General features: G+C 55.4%; 17 protein-coding genes and 1 pseudogene. 8 read left to right on the top strand and 10 right to left on the bottom strand.

Features of this window, described 5'->3' with window-relative positions:
• Positions 1 to 194: 194 nt before the first annotated feature.
• Together MOV76_RS06960 and fsa are read right to left on the bottom strand one after the other, a co-directional pair.
• On the bottom strand, positions 195 to 1,016 hold the full coding sequence (locus MOV76_RS06960; RefSeq protein ID WP_247264158.1) for a universal stress protein: 822 nt from the start codon (positions 1,014 to 1,016) through the stop codon (positions 195 to 197).
• 341 nt (positions 1,017 to 1,357) lie between these two features.
• Positions 1,358 to 2,014, bottom strand: a complete 657-nt coding sequence (gene fsa, locus MOV76_RS06955) for a fructose-6-phosphate aldolase (RefSeq protein ID WP_247264157.1) — start codon at positions 2,012 to 2,014, stop codon at positions 1,358 to 1,360.
• Positions 2,015 to 2,154: 140 nt separating this feature from the next.
• On the opposite strand from fsa, the gene MOV76_RS06950 reads away from it, so the two are divergent.
• From MOV76_RS06950 to MOV76_RS06935, 5 genes are all read left to right on the top strand, one after another.
• The gene (locus MOV76_RS06950) at positions 2,155 to 2,523 is read left to right on the top strand and encodes a DUF488 domain-containing protein (RefSeq protein WP_247264156.1); all 369 of its coding nucleotides are present in this window, start codon (positions 2,155 to 2,157) and stop codon (positions 2,521 to 2,523) included.
• A gap of 108 nt (positions 2,524 to 2,631) precedes the next feature.
• Positions 2,632 to 2,766, top strand: a complete 135-nt coding sequence (locus MOV76_RS39835) for a hypothetical protein (protein WP_258719730.1) — start codon at positions 2,632 to 2,634, stop codon at positions 2,764 to 2,766.
• 473 nt (positions 2,767 to 3,239) lie between these two features.
• Positions 3,240 to 3,380: a hypothetical protein gene (locus MOV76_RS06945; RefSeq protein WP_165403395.1), complete on the top strand. Its 141-nt coding sequence runs from the start codon at positions 3,240 to 3,242 to the stop codon at positions 3,378 to 3,380.
• Between the two features lie 422 nt (positions 3,381 to 3,802).
• Positions 3,803 to 4,108 carry a hypothetical protein gene (locus MOV76_RS06940; protein ID WP_130729723.1) on the top strand — a complete coding sequence of 102 codons (306 nt, stop codon included), beginning with the start codon at positions 3,803 to 3,805 and terminating at the stop codon, positions 4,106 to 4,108.
• A gap of 135 nt (positions 4,109 to 4,243) precedes the next feature.
• Positions 4,244 to 4,849 carry a Tim44/TimA family putative adaptor protein gene (locus MOV76_RS06935; RefSeq protein ID WP_247264155.1) on the top strand — a complete coding sequence of 202 codons (606 nt, stop codon included), beginning with the start codon at positions 4,244 to 4,246 and terminating at the stop codon, positions 4,847 to 4,849.
• A 26-nt stretch (positions 4,850 to 4,875) separates the two neighbouring features.
• Here the strand turns inward: MOV76_RS06935 and MOV76_RS40300 are convergent, their stop codons facing one another.
• The 5 genes and pseudogenes from MOV76_RS40300 to MOV76_RS06915 all read right to left on the bottom strand — a co-directional run bounded on the left by MOV76_RS40300 (position 4,876) and on the right by MOV76_RS06915 (position 7,765).
• Positions 4,876 to 5,073: a PLP-dependent transferase gene (locus MOV76_RS40300; RefSeq protein ID WP_408987986.1), complete on the bottom strand. Its 198-nt coding sequence runs from the start codon at positions 5,071 to 5,073 to the stop codon at positions 4,876 to 4,878.
• Positions 5,074 to 5,136: 63 nt separating this feature from the next.
• Positions 5,137 to 5,377, bottom strand: a pseudogene (locus MOV76_RS40295) (PLP-dependent transferase); the annotation flags it as partial.
• 379 nt (positions 5,378 to 5,756) lie between these two features.
• Positions 5,757 to 6,089: a hypothetical protein gene (locus MOV76_RS06925; RefSeq protein ID WP_130729720.1), complete on the bottom strand. Its 333-nt coding sequence runs from the start codon at positions 6,087 to 6,089 to the stop codon at positions 5,757 to 5,759.
• A gap of 395 nt (positions 6,090 to 6,484) precedes the next feature.
• Positions 6,485 to 7,207, bottom strand: coding sequence for a hypothetical protein (locus tag MOV76_RS06920; protein WP_247264153.1), 723 nt, complete (start codon positions 7,205 to 7,207; stop codon positions 6,485 to 6,487).
• A 363-nt stretch (positions 7,208 to 7,570) separates the two neighbouring features.
• Positions 7,571 to 7,765, bottom strand: a complete 195-nt coding sequence (locus MOV76_RS06915) for a hypothetical protein (protein ID WP_247264152.1) — start codon at positions 7,763 to 7,765, stop codon at positions 7,571 to 7,573.
• A gap of 224 nt (positions 7,766 to 7,989) precedes the next feature.
• On the opposite strand from MOV76_RS06915, the gene MOV76_RS06910 reads away from it, so the two are divergent.
• The 3 genes from MOV76_RS06910 (at position 7,990) to MOV76_RS06900 (ending at position 11,361) form a co-directional block, all read left to right on the top strand.
• On the top strand, positions 7,990 to 8,544 hold the full coding sequence (locus tag MOV76_RS06910; RefSeq protein WP_247264151.1) for a PIN domain-containing protein: 555 nt from the start codon (positions 7,990 to 7,992) through the stop codon (positions 8,542 to 8,544).
• Between the two features lie 231 nt (positions 8,545 to 8,775).
• Positions 8,776 to 9,393 (top strand): hypothetical protein, encoded by a 618-nt coding sequence (locus tag MOV76_RS06905; RefSeq protein WP_247264150.1) that lies wholly within the window; start codon positions 8,776 to 8,778, stop codon positions 9,391 to 9,393.
• A 27-nt stretch (positions 9,394 to 9,420) separates the two neighbouring features.
• Positions 9,421 to 11,361, top strand: coding sequence for an AAA family ATPase (locus MOV76_RS06900; protein ID WP_247264149.1), 1,941 nt, complete (start codon positions 9,421 to 9,423; stop codon positions 11,359 to 11,361).
• A 485-nt stretch (positions 11,362 to 11,846) separates the two neighbouring features.
• Here the strand turns inward: MOV76_RS06900 and MOV76_RS06895 are convergent, their stop codons facing one another.
• From MOV76_RS06895 to MOV76_RS06885, 3 genes are all read right to left on the bottom strand, one after another.
• Positions 11,847 to 12,323: a hypothetical protein gene (locus MOV76_RS06895; protein WP_247264148.1), complete on the bottom strand. Its 477-nt coding sequence runs from the start codon at positions 12,321 to 12,323 to the stop codon at positions 11,847 to 11,849.
• Positions 12,320 to 13,216, bottom strand: a complete 897-nt coding sequence (locus MOV76_RS06890) for an endonuclease/exonuclease/phosphatase family protein (RefSeq protein WP_247264147.1) — start codon at positions 13,214 to 13,216, stop codon at positions 12,320 to 12,322. Before MOV76_RS06890 ends, MOV76_RS06895 begins: the two co-directional genes overlap by 4 nt.
• 123 nt (positions 13,217 to 13,339) lie before the next feature.
• Positions 13,340 to 14,107: a metallophosphoesterase gene (locus tag MOV76_RS06885; protein ID WP_247264146.1), complete on the bottom strand. Its 768-nt coding sequence runs from the start codon at positions 14,105 to 14,107 to the stop codon at positions 13,340 to 13,342.
• Positions 14,108 to 14,187: the final 80 nt, after the last annotated feature.

The following is a 14,187-nucleotide window of genomic DNA, read 5'->3' as shown; positions in this document are numbered from 1 at the left end:
ATCAACTCGGTGGGTAGTCCTGGTGCTCCAACTCACCCCATTCCCGACCTCTAACCGCTTCGTCATCGCTCTGCGCGGAATGTACTCACCCGGATTGTCGGGCAGAGGAAAACGATTTTGCAGCCCCGAAACTCTCTGAACTCAGATCCTTTTCAGTCGTGACCCCCGCGGTCGAGCGCCCGCGGCACAAGTGATCAATGCGACATGACCCGATTCAACCGGTCATTTTCGAGCAGCGAGCGGGTGGCCCCACCGAAAATCCACTCCCTCAATCTGCTGTGGCCGTAGCCGCCGGATATGATCAGGTCCGCATCCATTGCATCGGCCACATCGACGATCGTTCCACCATCAGATTTTTCCGGAAATATCTCCACCTTCGCCTGTACGCCGTGGCGGGAAAGGAAGGCGACAACATCGTTCAGGCTGTTCCAAATTGCATCAGTGGCCTTTTCGTTGATCGTAATGATGCGAACCTCCTGAGCTAGTCGCAGAAATGGCATGGCGTCGACAACAGCACGCCTGGCTTCACGCGTATTCTTCCACCCAACAATGACTTTGTTGAGCCGGATAATTTTCTGATCGGCCGCGGCGACGAATACAGGTCGTCCTGACTGAATGATGAGATTGCCTAGATCAGGGGAGCGATGAACGTTGCCAGAAAAGACACTCTCGGGCGACGCGGTGACGATGAGATCGGCCGCACACGCCACGTTGATCAGCAAACGGGTCGGATTGCCTACCGCACCACGCCATTCCGTCTCAACCGCTGTGCCAGCAAGACCTCTGAATTCCGCGCGAATGTCCTCAATCCGTCGTTCGATATTCTGTAGCTGGCGCGTCATGCTTTCATCTTCGAAGGTCGTCCCTCCTTCCATCACGATGGGCGGCGGAACATCGGCAGCCGAAAATCCAATCAAGACCGCATCGAACCGCCGGGCCAGCTCGACACCGAGCCTAATGACAGGGGCAACCATACCGTCAATGTTGAGATTGAGTACGATTGACTTGTAGGTCATTTGACTTCCGTCCATGAACGAGCAAGCGTTGCGGGGAGAGTGCGATTCCAAAGCGGGATATGCGCTAGTTTTCCCCTTTACTCGGCACCGCGCAAACGATTTTAATCAGCGGTTTAGTGCAATTTTTGTGTAGCAAACGGTGCCGCAATTGACGGAAAATATCGTTTTGGAAGATCGAGCAGCGTGGGACCAAAGCAGGCATGATCGGCTGCCTCGCAGCCCCACAGCACAATGGTGGACGTTCCAGCGATTGCCTCATCAATACACCCGACGAGCTTCCGCGCGGGGATTGCGTCAGCTGCGATGGTTGCTGAATTTGTCAACGATGCCATGTTGAGCGATCACAGGATCGCCTGCCCTGTCCTATCCCAGTCGGCGAGGAAGGATGCTAAACCCTTTTCTGTCAGCGGGTGTTTGGCGAGGTTCCTAAGCACCGCCGGCGGCACGGTCGCAATGTCTGCGCCAGCCATCGCGGCCTCCTTCACATGCAGAGCCGTGCGAATTGAAGACGCCAGAATTTCCGTTTTCAAGGATTTGTCGTTGTCGTAAATTGTACGGATTTCTCGGACGACCTCCATGCCATTCAACCCTAGATCATCGAGCCTTCCCACGAATGGGGAAATGAAGGTCGCGCCCGCTTTGGCTGCAAGCAGCGCTTGGTTGGCTGAAAAGCAGAGGGTAACGTTGACCGTCAGCCCGCGCGTGCTGAGCGCCCGGCAAGCCCTGAATCCATCCCACGTAGATGGCACCTTGACGGCCACGTTGGCAGCAATGGTCGCCAAGAGCTCTCCCTCGGCGATCATGCCTTCGACGTCTTTCGCCGTAACTTCCGCTGAAACCGGGCCGTCGATTATTTGGCAGATTTCCTTGATCACATCCTTGAACGGTCGGCCGGTCTTTGCGATCAGCGAAGGATTTGTGGTCACTCCGTCGACAAAGCCCGCCGCGGCGAGTTCGCTGATTTCAGCAGTATCGGCTGTATCGATGAAAAACTTCATTGTCCTTCTCCTCAACGTGAATACCTCCATCAATTGATCAATGGAGTTATTTATCTTGGTTCTGGGGCTGATATTACTCTCGCAGTCGCGATCACACGTCCTATATACTTTAGAACAACGGACAGCGAGGATCGAAGTCGATGACTAAACAAATCCCCGACAGAGTGAAATTGAAACGGGCATACGAGACCCCGACCGCCGACGACGGCATCCGCGTGTTGGTTGATCGGCTGTGGCCGCGCGGGATCAAGAAGTCCGAAGCGGCGATCGATCACTGGTTGAAGGAACTCGCGCCAAGCACCGAACTTCGGAAATGGTTCGGACATGACCCAGCCCGCTGGGTCGAATTCCGCCGGCGGTATATGGCGGAAATTGAAGAGCATCGTGACGAACTCGACCGATTGCGGGCGCTGATGTCGGAGGGCACGGTCACGCTCGTCTACTCGGCTCATGACGAGACGCATAATGACGCCGTCGTCCTCGAGGAGCTGCTGCTGAAACATCGATAGAGTGATCATTTCCGATTGTTTCCGTGTCGTCCGCAGCATCAAAGACGCCGCGGATTTTGCTAAGGATTGCCAAGCTGACTGATCCTCACGTGCAGTGAAAACTAGCTGATGAAGATCGAAGATTTTGTCTCTCCGGCCGGTATACGTAACCGTCAGCCCAGCCAATTGACTGCAAGCCTATCATCTGCCCAGCAACAGACAAATGAATTAAAGCAGCAGTTTACTGCAGTTTTCATGATTTAAAACCGGTTCGCGCGCGCGAATGTCGCAGGATCGGAGCCGCCGGAAACATGTATTGACAATGTTCATTTATCTGGGACCCTGGGTGCGAACTAGATCTGGAAATGTGAACCGTCGGGGTGCAACCTTACGGTCCTTCGATGTCGGGCAACAGTTCTTAGGTGTCGGTCAGAGTCTTTTAAGACCAGTGCAACGTGGACTACACCTGGCGACGATGGCGAGAATGTTTCGCGAAGCGATGCCCCTCTTCCAGATCATCTTTGACCGCTACACGCTTTGCTGACGTGGCGCTGACGTCCCAGGGATTCTTCGATGGAAAGCTATCGTTCCCCGGTTCCGGCGTAGCACGCGGACGGCGGATATAGGCGTCTGTTTAGGACCCGCCCTGCATCGGCTGTAGGAGAGAGACACCGTTCCCACTTTTGCTGGCGAACCACCTCCTACGGAGCGCAGCTATTCTCGAATGGAGGCAAGCAATGAATAAACCAACTGACGATGAGCCGGTAACAAAGCAAATAAACTCGGAGGTCGATGAGGACAACAGTCTGTTGCCCATGTTGATAGGGGGGCTTGTGATGATCGTCATCGGCGCGATCGTCGTAATGGTGTTCGTTTAGCCATCGCGATCGAACTGAACCGGCAAGACAATCGCCACCAAATATTCAGCGTGTATTCCTGCATTCGTCACATGAAGCGTGCGCCTGGCCAACGCGCTCCCTTTTTAATGCAATATTTTTGTGGTTAACCAGCAATTAGTTCCGTTTGCATATCATTGAGAAACAACACAGAGTGGTCGCTATCGACGGTTGGGCTGCGCCACAGCATGCCGTAGCACGGCTATGAGCTGCTGTGCGCATCCGATACTTCGACGGAGAAATGTTCAGAGAACTAGCGCACAAGAGCAGGCGAACGATCGCTGTGCTCCGAAACCGGAGAATGATGTCCTTGCAGCCAAAGACGTCATCACAACACTTAATGATCTCAGTCCCGCCAAGACGATCATGATGGCTCTCATGTAGGAACAGGCAGGAGCGTACCAATGCCCACCGATTTCAATCGTTCACGGAAAAGCGAAGCGTTGCATTCAGGAACGGAATGCCCAGCGCCGCAACACGGTAACTGCGATCTCGCGCTCGATCGCAAAACGGTTGATCAGTGGGAGATTTCCATCCGCTCGGAACGAGCGGATGCCTGGGTTCGCACGGAACTAGGTCAACCGTTCGGTCACTGTCTGGGCGGAAGGATCACCGTTGATGTCTTGAGCGCAGATCGATTTATCAAAAGCGCACGGGCCCAGGGTTTTCGTATCGAGTTTGTGGGACCCGGCGGCAAAGATCTCCTGTAGGAGTGCAGCAAGTGTCTCAGCGGTTCGACGACACTGGAATGGTATCCCTCCTCTCCACCACCACGCCACCAGTTTTCTTCGCTGCCGATCTTTAAGTGAGAGGAGGCATGCAGAAATTCCGTTGGAGGCAATCCCGTGACCGAGTCCATCAACCTCAATAATACTATCTACCTCGTTTCCTTGTTCCTGTTCTACTGGATGCTCGTGAACTTGGCTTCACAGAACTACAAAACGTCTAGCGATCTGAGCGAAACCAAAAAGCAACAGTTGGCACTGCGGGATGCAGAAAGCACACCTCTGACCCGGTCGGCACTAACCGTATTGCACGATATGGATCCGGACTTCACTGCCGAAGACTTCCTGAGCTATGCAGCGAACACCTATGAAATAGTGACTAAAGCTTTCATCGCAGGCAATCTTCAGACATTGCGTCCGTTGCTGGACGCCACTGTACTTGTAACTTTCGAGCAGGAGATTGAATCGCGCCAATCACGACGCGAGTTCTCGGAATTCATCCTGATCAGCGATCCTTCACCGACAATCTTGGGTGTCGCCGTTGAACAGGAGAGGGTCCACGTGACAGTGCTGTTCTCCCCCGAAGTGGTCCATTTTACCCGATCGAGCGAGAATACGATCATTGACGGGGACCCGAAGAAGGTCGTTCAGGTTCATCACACCTGGACATTCTCGAGGCAACTTTCCAATCCTGACCAGCCGTGGCAGGTGCTGTCGACTGCCTGAAACCACGCGACGTTGAGGTCTAGCCTCTAGGCAATCAGTGACAGGCTCTGCGTAAGGTCGTCAATCAGGTCGTCTTTAGCCTCCAGCCCAATGGACATTCTCAACAATCCATCCGTGATGCCTGCCAGTCTCCGTGTTTCGACGCTCATCCCCGCATGTGTCATTGTTGACGGATGCGCAACGAGGCTTTCGACGCCTCCCAACGATTTGGCAAGTTCCGCCATAACAATCATGTGGTGCGACCACGAGGCCACCGGCCGGCACGCGACTAAGAGGAAGATGGATCGCCGACATCCCCGTGGGTGTGACCACAGCGCCTGAACCGCCCTCCAGCTTAGCAAGGGTATCAGCTAGAACATCGCGCGTCGGATTGGAGGTTCGAGAATATTCATAATCCTGCGACTGCTCAAATTTCGAAAAGGCGAAATTGCTGGATAGGTAAAGAGGGGGCGCGACCGCGCCAAACGCTTTGTCTGCCGCAATGCCATTGGCAACCGCGATTGTCCGATCTGACTTCGCTCTTGCCATCTCTCGTTCCCATACGTTTGAATTTTGTTGTCGCCGGCAGTTCGAAAGACCACCCGTATTTGAATGCCAAACGCTTCGTTGCGAGGCATGTCCGAGGGCGATCTTTCCACGCTCTTCGGATGCCCGCTCTTCCAATGGCCATAACTTTCGACAGCAAGAATACAAGATTTTTTCGAAGCAGGCCTACTTTTTGAGACGAAGCGTAACCTGTAGGCGCTTGGGCAAGGAACGCGTCGGAAAGCATGAGGTCTGCAAAATGCCGCTATCCGGGAGCCGACGCGTTATTAGAGTTCTCAGTGGACGGCAAGGTATCGTTTACCCGAGTACTCGGGTAATTCCCCAGCGGCCCAATAGGCGAGGCCTTGACTGACACTGCCACTCAGCCGCTCTCGACACTTTCGCCCTCTTCGGTTTTCTCAAACACCAGCCAAGCGGTGCCCTTTGTTGCTATCCTAGTCCTGCGAGCGTCTTGAACGCGCTCTGCCTGTCGCTTGGTGTAAGGGCCCATCGCCTGGGTCTTTTGTCCCCCGCGGCAAACTTGGCAGTACCACTCGTTGTTATCATCCGAATAGATATCCACCGTGGTCGAGGCCTGGTGTGGCTCGTGCTCGGCAATCTCGTCGTTGAACTTTATTAACCTTGAGTAGTGCTTAGCAGGAACAGATGGAGAAAGCACGGCAGTATCGAAATCGTGCGAGGACAACGTTGACATGGCTCATCTCCTTTTGCTTCGCTGTGTTATGGTCGCCGGCTAGTCCTCGTCGCTGGGCCAGATCCGCCGGTCGTGCTGATGAGTTCAAAAGCCAACGCGACATCGCGTCCAAGTCTGCGGCACGAATGCGAATGCTTTTTAGTCGTGCGCCTCTTGATGTCACCACGCAGTTTGATGCCGTCATGCCTGGTAAGCAAACGAATTTGCTTGTCCATTGTCTCCAATTCTATTGGTGTTGACGAGGGCATCGATCTCGTCGGCCTTGCCGGTGGTTTTGGATAGTGGCCCGCAGACGACGGCAGAGAATAGATGATTAGGGGCGAGTGCCGGCCCGGCCAGGGGCAGACCTAACGAGCTTCAGTTGACTCAGGAGCCACTCAACGCGATCCCGCCCCTCACATCTCAGCAAGTGCCAAATCCAATCGGTAATTCGCCTCGCCTAAAGCTTCGTATACTCGTGCCTCTTCGCCTTCGTCGGAAAGCTCCAATGCGCCTGTCAACTCGGAAACCCGCTGTTGTGCGAGCTGTAATGCTGATCGGCTTTCGGGATAGTCCTCCGGTGCCCGATTAGGAATTGCGGTGGATAAGGCCGCCAAGTCAGCAAGATGTTGCACGTCTTCCTGTAGCAGCGACATTGAGTTGTCCATGTTGCTCGAGACGTGCTCGAGAAGGCCGGCAACAACAGCGTTTATCCGCGAGCTGAGATCTCCGTCGGAGGCGCTAAACTCGGCCGATGCGCCTAGAGCTTCGAACGCCTCCTGCGCCTTCTTGGCATCCAGCTCCCGTTGGGTGCTTCGCTTATAAAGATGATTGGCTTCAAGCTCGCTCGCGATGCCGTGCCGCCCGTAGAAAGTCAATTCTGGACAGACGCCGGCCCCGGCCTCCATGAGGACGTAGGTGAAACCGCCATTTCTGGCATATTCCAGAACATCAAAGAGGTCCCTCGGAACGAAGTCGGGTCCAACGCCATTCTCGTCAACAACATGAAAAAAGAATCCCATGTCGCTGTATTGCCCTCCGGGTACGGGCCAGTCGACGGCCTTGGTGCGCGACAGAAAGCGCGATGTACGCACCGACAGATGGCCTGCACTGAGGACGAGAGTTTTTCTGGTTTTCATTCCGCTTTTACTTCTTCGTGAATGGAAATTCCGCGCGTTTTGCGCTGTCGATTTAACTATGATTGTCCGGAAACGATGGCCCGACAACCAAAAAATCGCGCAGGAAAGCATCAGCAGTTGTTGTTGCGCGGCTTCCGACCGCGTGCTCCAGACCCTAGGCGGACCGAAGGCCAAGGACGTACCTTTGGGGTTTCTCCGAGTACAATTTACTTTGGAGACGGCGAAGACGCCGCTGGATGAATGTTCAGCGCTGCAGGTCAGGAAAAAACGGAATTAATTGTGAGCGTACTCAGGGAACGCAATACCGGCACCGAGTTCTTTAATTTTGTAACAGTTGGATGTTATTCGGACGTTCGACGAACGTCATTCGTCGATAGGTCCGCCTCTGGCAAGGTAATCCTGGGCTCTTATCTTTCGCTCGGACGACACAAACCGGACCTCGAATGTGCCGTCACCATCGCTGACCTGTTGCACTCCGAGTTCCTTAGCCGCGTCGAGAACCTGGCTGATGCCTTTCTCGGCTTCAGCCCGGGTCCACTTATTCTGGTGTTCGCCCACGCCACAATCCTTTGCGCACGCTTAATGCAGCACTCGGCAAAGAGCCTCCCGAGACTGCTGCCGTATCTTAGCACGTTCGTAGGTATCATTTAAACCGGCCTAGGTCGCAAGATTTTCATAGCGGTTCGGACTCATCCCGTAGTTAGCCATCTCGTTAAATACGCTTTAACTAAAACAGAAGAATCTGTTTCGAGCTGCGCGGTGCAGCGGAAGGATCATGCGACATGTCATGCCATACCTTCTTGGTAGATACGAACATCCTCAGCGACACCCAGAAAAGGCGACCAAACCCTCGGCTCGCTCACTGGCTTACTCAGCAAGATCAGATCGCGATTCCCTATCCTGTCATCGTTGAAATCGAGCAAGGCATACACAGTTTGCGCCCGAGAAACCCGGCCCGGGCGCAGCTCCTCAGATCGTGGCTGGATGGTCTCCTCGAGACCGAATTCCTTTACCCCGTCATGAACAGCCAAGTAGCGAGGCTACAAGCCGCGATGTACAGCTGCCGTGCACTCAAACAACTTTGGTTTGTCGGCCCCGAAAGCGATAAACGACCCGGCAACGACCTGACGATCGCCGCGATCGCGATCGCACACAATCTGCCCATCGCCACTATCGACATATGGGATTTTGAGAAGATCTCTACGTTCTTTCCCCTCCCGGGCGTTTACAATCCTGTCTCCAACGCCTGGATCATAAAGCCGGCCGCCCAGCATCGGCCCTCGCTCGACAGCGTAACCAATTCGCACTTGGGCAATGTTCGGGTTCGAGCGTCGTGATGTCTGCTTCGGGGCCTGTAGCGCCTGAGGCCCCGGAGGCTGGGAATGGCCGAGGAAAGGAAGCGTTAAGCTTTGTTAGGCACATCTAATACAGCAATCCATTGACATTCATGTTTTGTTCTGAGATCTTCCGGTCATGCAAAGCTCGCTCGTCCATCTCTCGATACGAATAGGTTGATCGCCGGCGCGCCCTTTGGCGCATGCGCAACCTGTTTGTGATGAGAGTTCGTGATGAGTATCTCGCAGTCTAAACCCGAGACGGGGCGAGCAAGCCAGCCGACCGTCGACAAAGTCTACCTTCCCAAGGCAGCCGTCAAATGCGTTGGTCGCTTGGCCTTCCGATCGCAGGTCGCTCGCGATGTGGCCTGCCTCCTCGACGTTGATCCCGAAATCGCCTCCTGGTCGTGCATGGCTACGACCCTTTCGGTGGGCATCGAAGCCCACGTGCCCGATTTTACCGCCACCACGGCCAGCGGGTCCACTGTGTTGATTGACGCCCCCGACCGTAGACCTGGAGTATCCCCGACTGCGATTGCGGAAGCTGCTCGTCGAGATGATCGCACGTTTCGCATTTTCGACGTGGCCGAGCTAAAGCACGGACACCGGTTGGCGAACGCCAAAGACCTGCTTCGCTACGGCAATCACCGCGCGCCACTCGGTGATCGCGTCAGGCTACTGGCAGCGCTCGAGGAGTATGGGTCCTTAACCGTTTCAGAATGTCTGACGGTGTTCAAGGAGACCTCCCCAATGGCTGGCCTCGCCGCTTTGGCGCTCCACGGATACATAGAAATTGAACTGGATGAGGGCCCCATTGGCCCGGAGACCACCGTGCGCCGTCTGCGCCGCTAACAGTTCTTTCTATTCAGGACCAGCGCCATGAGAAACAGAATTCCCGCGGCCGTCGCACGACGGTCTTTGCCCAACGTTATTGCTTTCTGCGCAATCCGAAATGCCCTTAGACATATCCTGGACGTCGAAGGGGTCTCCTTTGTTGCCGCATTGATCGTCCCACGGCCAGAAGATTTCAGCGTCTACGCTGTCACCATCAACGCGCTATGTCGCGGAGATGGAGAACCCTGGGCCTCCCCCGGCCATGGGACCGATATCATCCTCGTCGAGCACGAAACCGATTGTTCGAAGCTCGATGATCGACTGGACGAGCTCTATCGGCACCCGAGAGTGATCCTCCTGTTGGCATCGGATAAATTCGTCAACGAACGTGTCCAGATTGCTTCAGACGTGGTGGCCCATCTCCCCGCACCGACCGTTGGGCACGTCAAGGGCGCAGTCCGCAGGTTCACCGGCGAGGCCCCGAGCGATATGGAAGCGAAATTCATTCTCTCTCAGCGCTGGGAGTGTCTCCGAGACGCATTTCGTCCAGGACGCGGACTTGGCCGCAGTCTGAGTATCCTTCGACGCTTGCCAATCGAGCCAGTGCGAGCGTCAGACGCGGGACCGCAGAGCCCTCCTTCCTCGCTACCCGCTTCGGACGGTCCAAGCCTGTATGATCTTCACGGATACGGTGCAGCCAAGGAATGGGGCTTTGAGCTGGCAAGAGACTTTGCCGATTTCCGCGCGGGCATGATCGATTGGCGGGACTTGGACTGCGGAGCCTTGCTCTCCGGGCCACCCGGTACAGGGAAGACTATTTTTGCGAGGGCGCTGGCGAAGACCTGCGGCGTACCCCTCATCCTGGGTTCGGGAGCCCGTTGGCAGGCGGGAACCCACCTGGGCGACATGCTCAAGCAAATGCGGAAGTGCTTTGGCGATGCAGCGAAAGCCGCACCCTCGATCCTGTTCATCGATGAGATGGATAGCTTTGGGAATCGAGACAAGGACGATAGCGGGAGCACGTACTGGATCCAAGTTGTCAACGCGCTGCTCGAATGCATGGATGGGGCCGATCGCGGTCAGGGCGTGGTTGTGGTCGGAGCTTGCAACAATGCCAGCCGCATCGACCCGGCAATCTTGAGGCCCGGGCGTCTGGACCGGCACTTCCAGATCACGCTTCCGGACGCGTACGCCCGCCTGCAGATCATGCAATTCCATCTCGGAACGGCAATGGACTTTGATGTGCGGCTCTTCGCGAGGAGGTCCGAGGGCATGACAGGTGCCCAGATCGAGAAGGTCGCAAAGGAAGCGCGCCGCCGAGCCCGCCGTGCCGACCGGGCAATTACCGGCGAGGACATCGACGCGAGCCTGCCAAGGAGAACGCCGATCTCGAAGGAGTATCAATGGGCCATCGCAGTTCACGAAGCCGGCCATGCGATCGTTGGCTTGATCTTGGGGAGCGATACCCTCACCTCCTTGGCCATCGAAGACAGCATCTCGCCTGAAACCAATGTCCAGGCGCTGGGAGGCGCTTTGTTTGAAATCGAGCCCGCCCGCAGGCAGACGAGATCGTATTACCTGGGGCACATCGCTACGTTGTTGGGAGGCATTGCCGCGGAGCTTGTTGTGTTCGGTGACTTTGCCGACGGCGCGGGCTCGTCAATCCACTCGGACCTCCAACTGGCAACGCATCATGCAACCATGGTTGAAGGGCCGTTGGCGATGGGAGCGTCGTGGCTATCGGACGGTGACACGACTCCAAGAGGCCTCGTTGAAGCCAGGTACCGCAATCCCCTTCTCGAGCACCGTGTTGAGGCGTTGCTTGCGCAACAGGTGGAGGTTGCCGTCGAGGTGATCAGGCAGAGGGAGCATGAGGTCAGAGCTTTGGCCGCGGCGCTTATGGAACGTAAGCAGTTGTTGGGCGATGAGGTGAGAGCGGTTCTCGGTTCAAGCGGTGCCGCTCAATGTGTCAGCCACGGTCGGTAGGTGCGTCTCAGCGCTCGTCTGTGCACAGTCATTACAAGCCCTGGCTAGCAGACGCGCGACATCGGCGCGCTTAGCCCGTGTCCGCCATTAAGGCCCCAATTCGATCGTGCGCGCTTTTTTGCTCGCTCGGTCGGTAAGCACGGCCGAAGATCAAATCCGCGGACAGTGAGCCAGAGATTGCCAGCCGACTCCCTTTCGATCCGGAGAGCCTCCTCGTCAAAGAACGCAATAAGATCGACGAAGCTTAGGACGACCCCAGCATCCGGATGCAGCCAATCCCTGGGAGAGCTGACGGTGATAAGCAGACAACTTGAACGGCTGTTTTCGCCTGCCATGTATTTGAGCGCGAATTGCTCGTAGGTCCGATGCTGACCGGTCCTTCTCGCCGAATCTTCAGTTCGATGACGGCCCCGTGCTCTGACCCGGTGGAACGCAGCCGGATATCGGTCTCCTTCTCGTCAGCGGTGACAGCCTCTTGGTCCACCTTAAAGTGGTCGGCGGCTCGGCTCAACGGCAGACTCTCCCGGATTTCGCAAGTGGTTCAAGATCTCTCCAGTCGAAGCCAAGGAAATCAGCTCTCCCAATGCCTCCTGCAGTGCTTCCGGATCGTCGCATTGAAATTCGTAACCATCGCATATCACGGTGCACGGGAAGCCACGTTCCCCTCGTGCCAGCTCGGCGAGAATGAATTCACTATCCTCTTGACCCTCTTCCCAGCCCGGTGGTCTAGCCACAATCGCCTCGAAGGACGGCACGTTGTTTCCCGGCTCATCAGGATCATGGGTGATGTAACCCCCGATGTCATAGAGCAATGCTCTGCAGATGATAACTTGCTCGTCAGTTCCCTCAAAAATTTGTCGTGCAAACTCATCGATGACGTCGTTGATGGCGTCGTTATTTCTAGTCGCGAGGGCACCGGATTCGAGCCCTTCTGCAAGCGAAGATTTGAAATCATAGGTCATTCGCCGGCCCTTTCGATCGCGGCCAAGATCGGGAGGTGGTCGATCGACGTTCTGGTTTTCGGACCGATCTCGCATATCCCCGGTAATTCAAAGATCATAGTGCGCTCCTCAGCAAGGTGCCAACTGGAACCTCCAAAAAATGTAGATGAAAAGAGCATTTGATCCAAAATATGCCAGTAATGAGTTTTTCCCCCGGTATAGTAATAGGTGCCCGGTGGTCGAGCATCCCGACCTTCTCTAGTGTATGGGACGGGGTCTGTCAGAAACCTCCAAAAAGGATTGTAAAACAGGAAATCTTCCTTTTGGGCCATATGGACATGCCTTGTCGTCAGCAACTTTCTCATCGGCATGTCATTAGGTTCGTCGTTGAAGTCGCCAAGCACTACTACAAGCTTGTCGGTGGTTGCGGCACGGTATCGCGCGATGGCATTCTGCAGATAACCAGCCATTTCTGATCGAAGGCCGGTATCTGCGGGATTGTATACCCTGCTTGGCCAGTGGAGAAAATAGAAGCGGATTGAATCTCCGCCCTGCAACTTGATGTCGACTCGCTGAGCTATCTTACGGGTGTCTTTTCCGTATTTGTGTATCACGCTCTTGAGACTCGAGGAGTTGAGACTTAGCGTTTCGGCATTGTAGGCAGCTGCCAAGCCAAAATCGACCTTGCCGCCTGACCGCACCATCCGAAAGCCATCACGCTTCACCAGAGGCCGCAACTCATTGATAAAGGTATCCGTTACTTCGCCCAGGAATAGAACATCCAACGCATGACGCTCTTTCATTTCGTGGATCGCAGCCGCCACATATGAGACGTGTGCCTCCGTCGTGGCGAGAGCTTCAGACGCACGAACGTTCCACCAACCAATGCAATAAGATGCTGCCGCATCGTTCATATAAATCTTTCCCGTGACCGGGTCAGTCCGATACGGTGTATTTCCTAAATTCTAGTATCCAAGTGCAGGCCAGAACGTGTGCCGGTCCCTAATTTGGTACGCGGAATCTCTCTGCGTGCTTACTTATGCCTCCACGACCAGTTGCGGCTGGAAGCCGTCATATTCCCCCGGATATCCAGCGGGATTACACAGCACTCTGGAGCTGCCTACGTTGTAATCGCAACTATGATGGACATGGCCGTGAACCCACAATGTCGGCGCATGCTCAAGGATCAAACCGGCAAGGTCGGACGCGTAGGCGGCAGAGAGGTCGCCTCCTTTCTCATCGTCCGATATCGACAGGACAGATGGAGCGTGATGGCTTACCACGACGGTCTTGCCATCATGCTGTTCAGCCAGCGCCTTCGAGAGGAAAAGTCTTGCCTCCTGATGCTTCCGGTAAGCGTGGAGTGGCCTAAACGCCTTGTAAGGTGTCTTGGAGAACTTAATCTTCTCGTAGTCCCTGAGCCCGCGCTGTGCCGCGTCCATCACAAGCGTTGTGTCCTCGCTTAGAAGCCGGAAGTCGGTCCAGAGCGTGGTACCGAGAAAGCGAACGCCGTCGATTACGACAGCATCGTTCTCCAGAAAATGGACGTTAGGGTACCTGAAAGCGGCTTCCTTGGCGGCTCGGATGCTCTCCACCAATGATGTCCGATAGAATTCATGGTTTCCGGCGACGAAAACCACGGGCATCGACGGAGCAACAGTTTCAGCCAGCCATTCGAGGCTTGGAACGATACCTCTATCCAGCACGTCGCCGGCGCAAACGAATACGTCGGCGTCAGGGGGATCGAGGGTGGTTTTTGCGCCTTCGAATTCCAGGTGCAGGTCTGAAGCGATCCATATGCGCATTTTGGCGTCCTTGCAGCGGTCCAATGACGCTATCGAAGCCGGCGAATTGTTTGAGGTCAATGGCAACAGCATGGAACGCA

Source organism: Rhizobium sp. PRIMUS64 (genome assembly GCF_023006465.1).
In the GTDB taxonomy this organism is placed as follows: domain Bacteria; phylum Pseudomonadota; class Alphaproteobacteria; order Rhizobiales; family Rhizobiaceae; genus Rhizobium; species Rhizobium leguminosarum.
The sequence above is the reverse complement of the archived record's forward strand: the minus strand, read 5'-3'. Positions and strand labels throughout refer to the sequence as shown.

Bases quoted from the DNA above. Each gene is read 5' to 3' on its own strand.
- MOV76_RS06960 (WP_247264158.1), bottom strand. From the start codon at position 1,016: ATGACCTACAAGTCAATCGTACTCAATCTCAACATTGACGGTATGGTT.
- fsa (WP_247264157.1), bottom strand. From the start codon at position 2,014: ATGAAGTTTTTCATCGATACAGCCGATACTGCTGAAATCAGCGAACTC.
- MOV76_RS06950 (WP_247264156.1), top strand. From the start codon at position 2,155: ATGACTAAACAAATCCCCGACAGAGTGAAATTGAAACGGGCATACGAG.
- MOV76_RS39835 (WP_258719730.1), top strand. From the start codon at position 2,632: ATGAAGATCGAAGATTTTGTCTCTCCGGCCGGTATACGTAACCGTCAG.
- MOV76_RS06945 (WP_165403395.1), top strand. From the start codon at position 3,240: ATGAATAAACCAACTGACGATGAGCCGGTAACAAAGCAAATAAACTCG.
- MOV76_RS06940 (WP_130729723.1), top strand. From the start codon at position 3,803: ATGCCCACCGATTTCAATCGTTCACGGAAAAGCGAAGCGTTGCATTCA.
- MOV76_RS40300 (WP_408987986.1), bottom strand. From the start codon at position 5,073: ATGGCGGAACTTGCCAAATCGTTGGGAGGCGTCGAAAGCCTCGTTGCG.
- MOV76_RS06925 (WP_130729720.1), bottom strand. From the start codon at position 6,089: ATGTCAACGTTGTCCTCGCACGATTTCGATACTGCCGTGCTTTCTCCA.
- MOV76_RS06920 (WP_247264153.1), bottom strand. From the start codon at position 7,207: ATGAAAACCAGAAAAACTCTCGTCCTCAGTGCAGGCCATCTGTCGGTG.
- MOV76_RS06910 (WP_247264151.1), top strand. From the start codon at position 7,990: ATGTCATGCCATACCTTCTTGGTAGATACGAACATCCTCAGCGACACC.
- MOV76_RS06905 (WP_247264150.1), top strand. From the start codon at position 8,776: ATGAGTATCTCGCAGTCTAAACCCGAGACGGGGCGAGCAAGCCAGCCG.
- MOV76_RS06900 (WP_247264149.1), top strand. From the start codon at position 9,421: ATGAGAAACAGAATTCCCGCGGCCGTCGCACGACGGTCTTTGCCCAAC.
- MOV76_RS06895 (WP_247264148.1), bottom strand. From the start codon at position 12,323: ATGACCTATGATTTCAAATCTTCGCTTGCAGAAGGGCTCGAATCCGGT.
- MOV76_RS06890 (WP_247264147.1), bottom strand. From the start codon at position 13,216: ATGAACGATGCGGCAGCATCTTATTGCATTGGTTGGTGGAACGTTCGT.
- MOV76_RS06885 (WP_247264146.1), bottom strand. From the start codon at position 14,107: ATGCGCATATGGATCGCTTCAGACCTGCACCTGGAATTCGAAGGCGCA.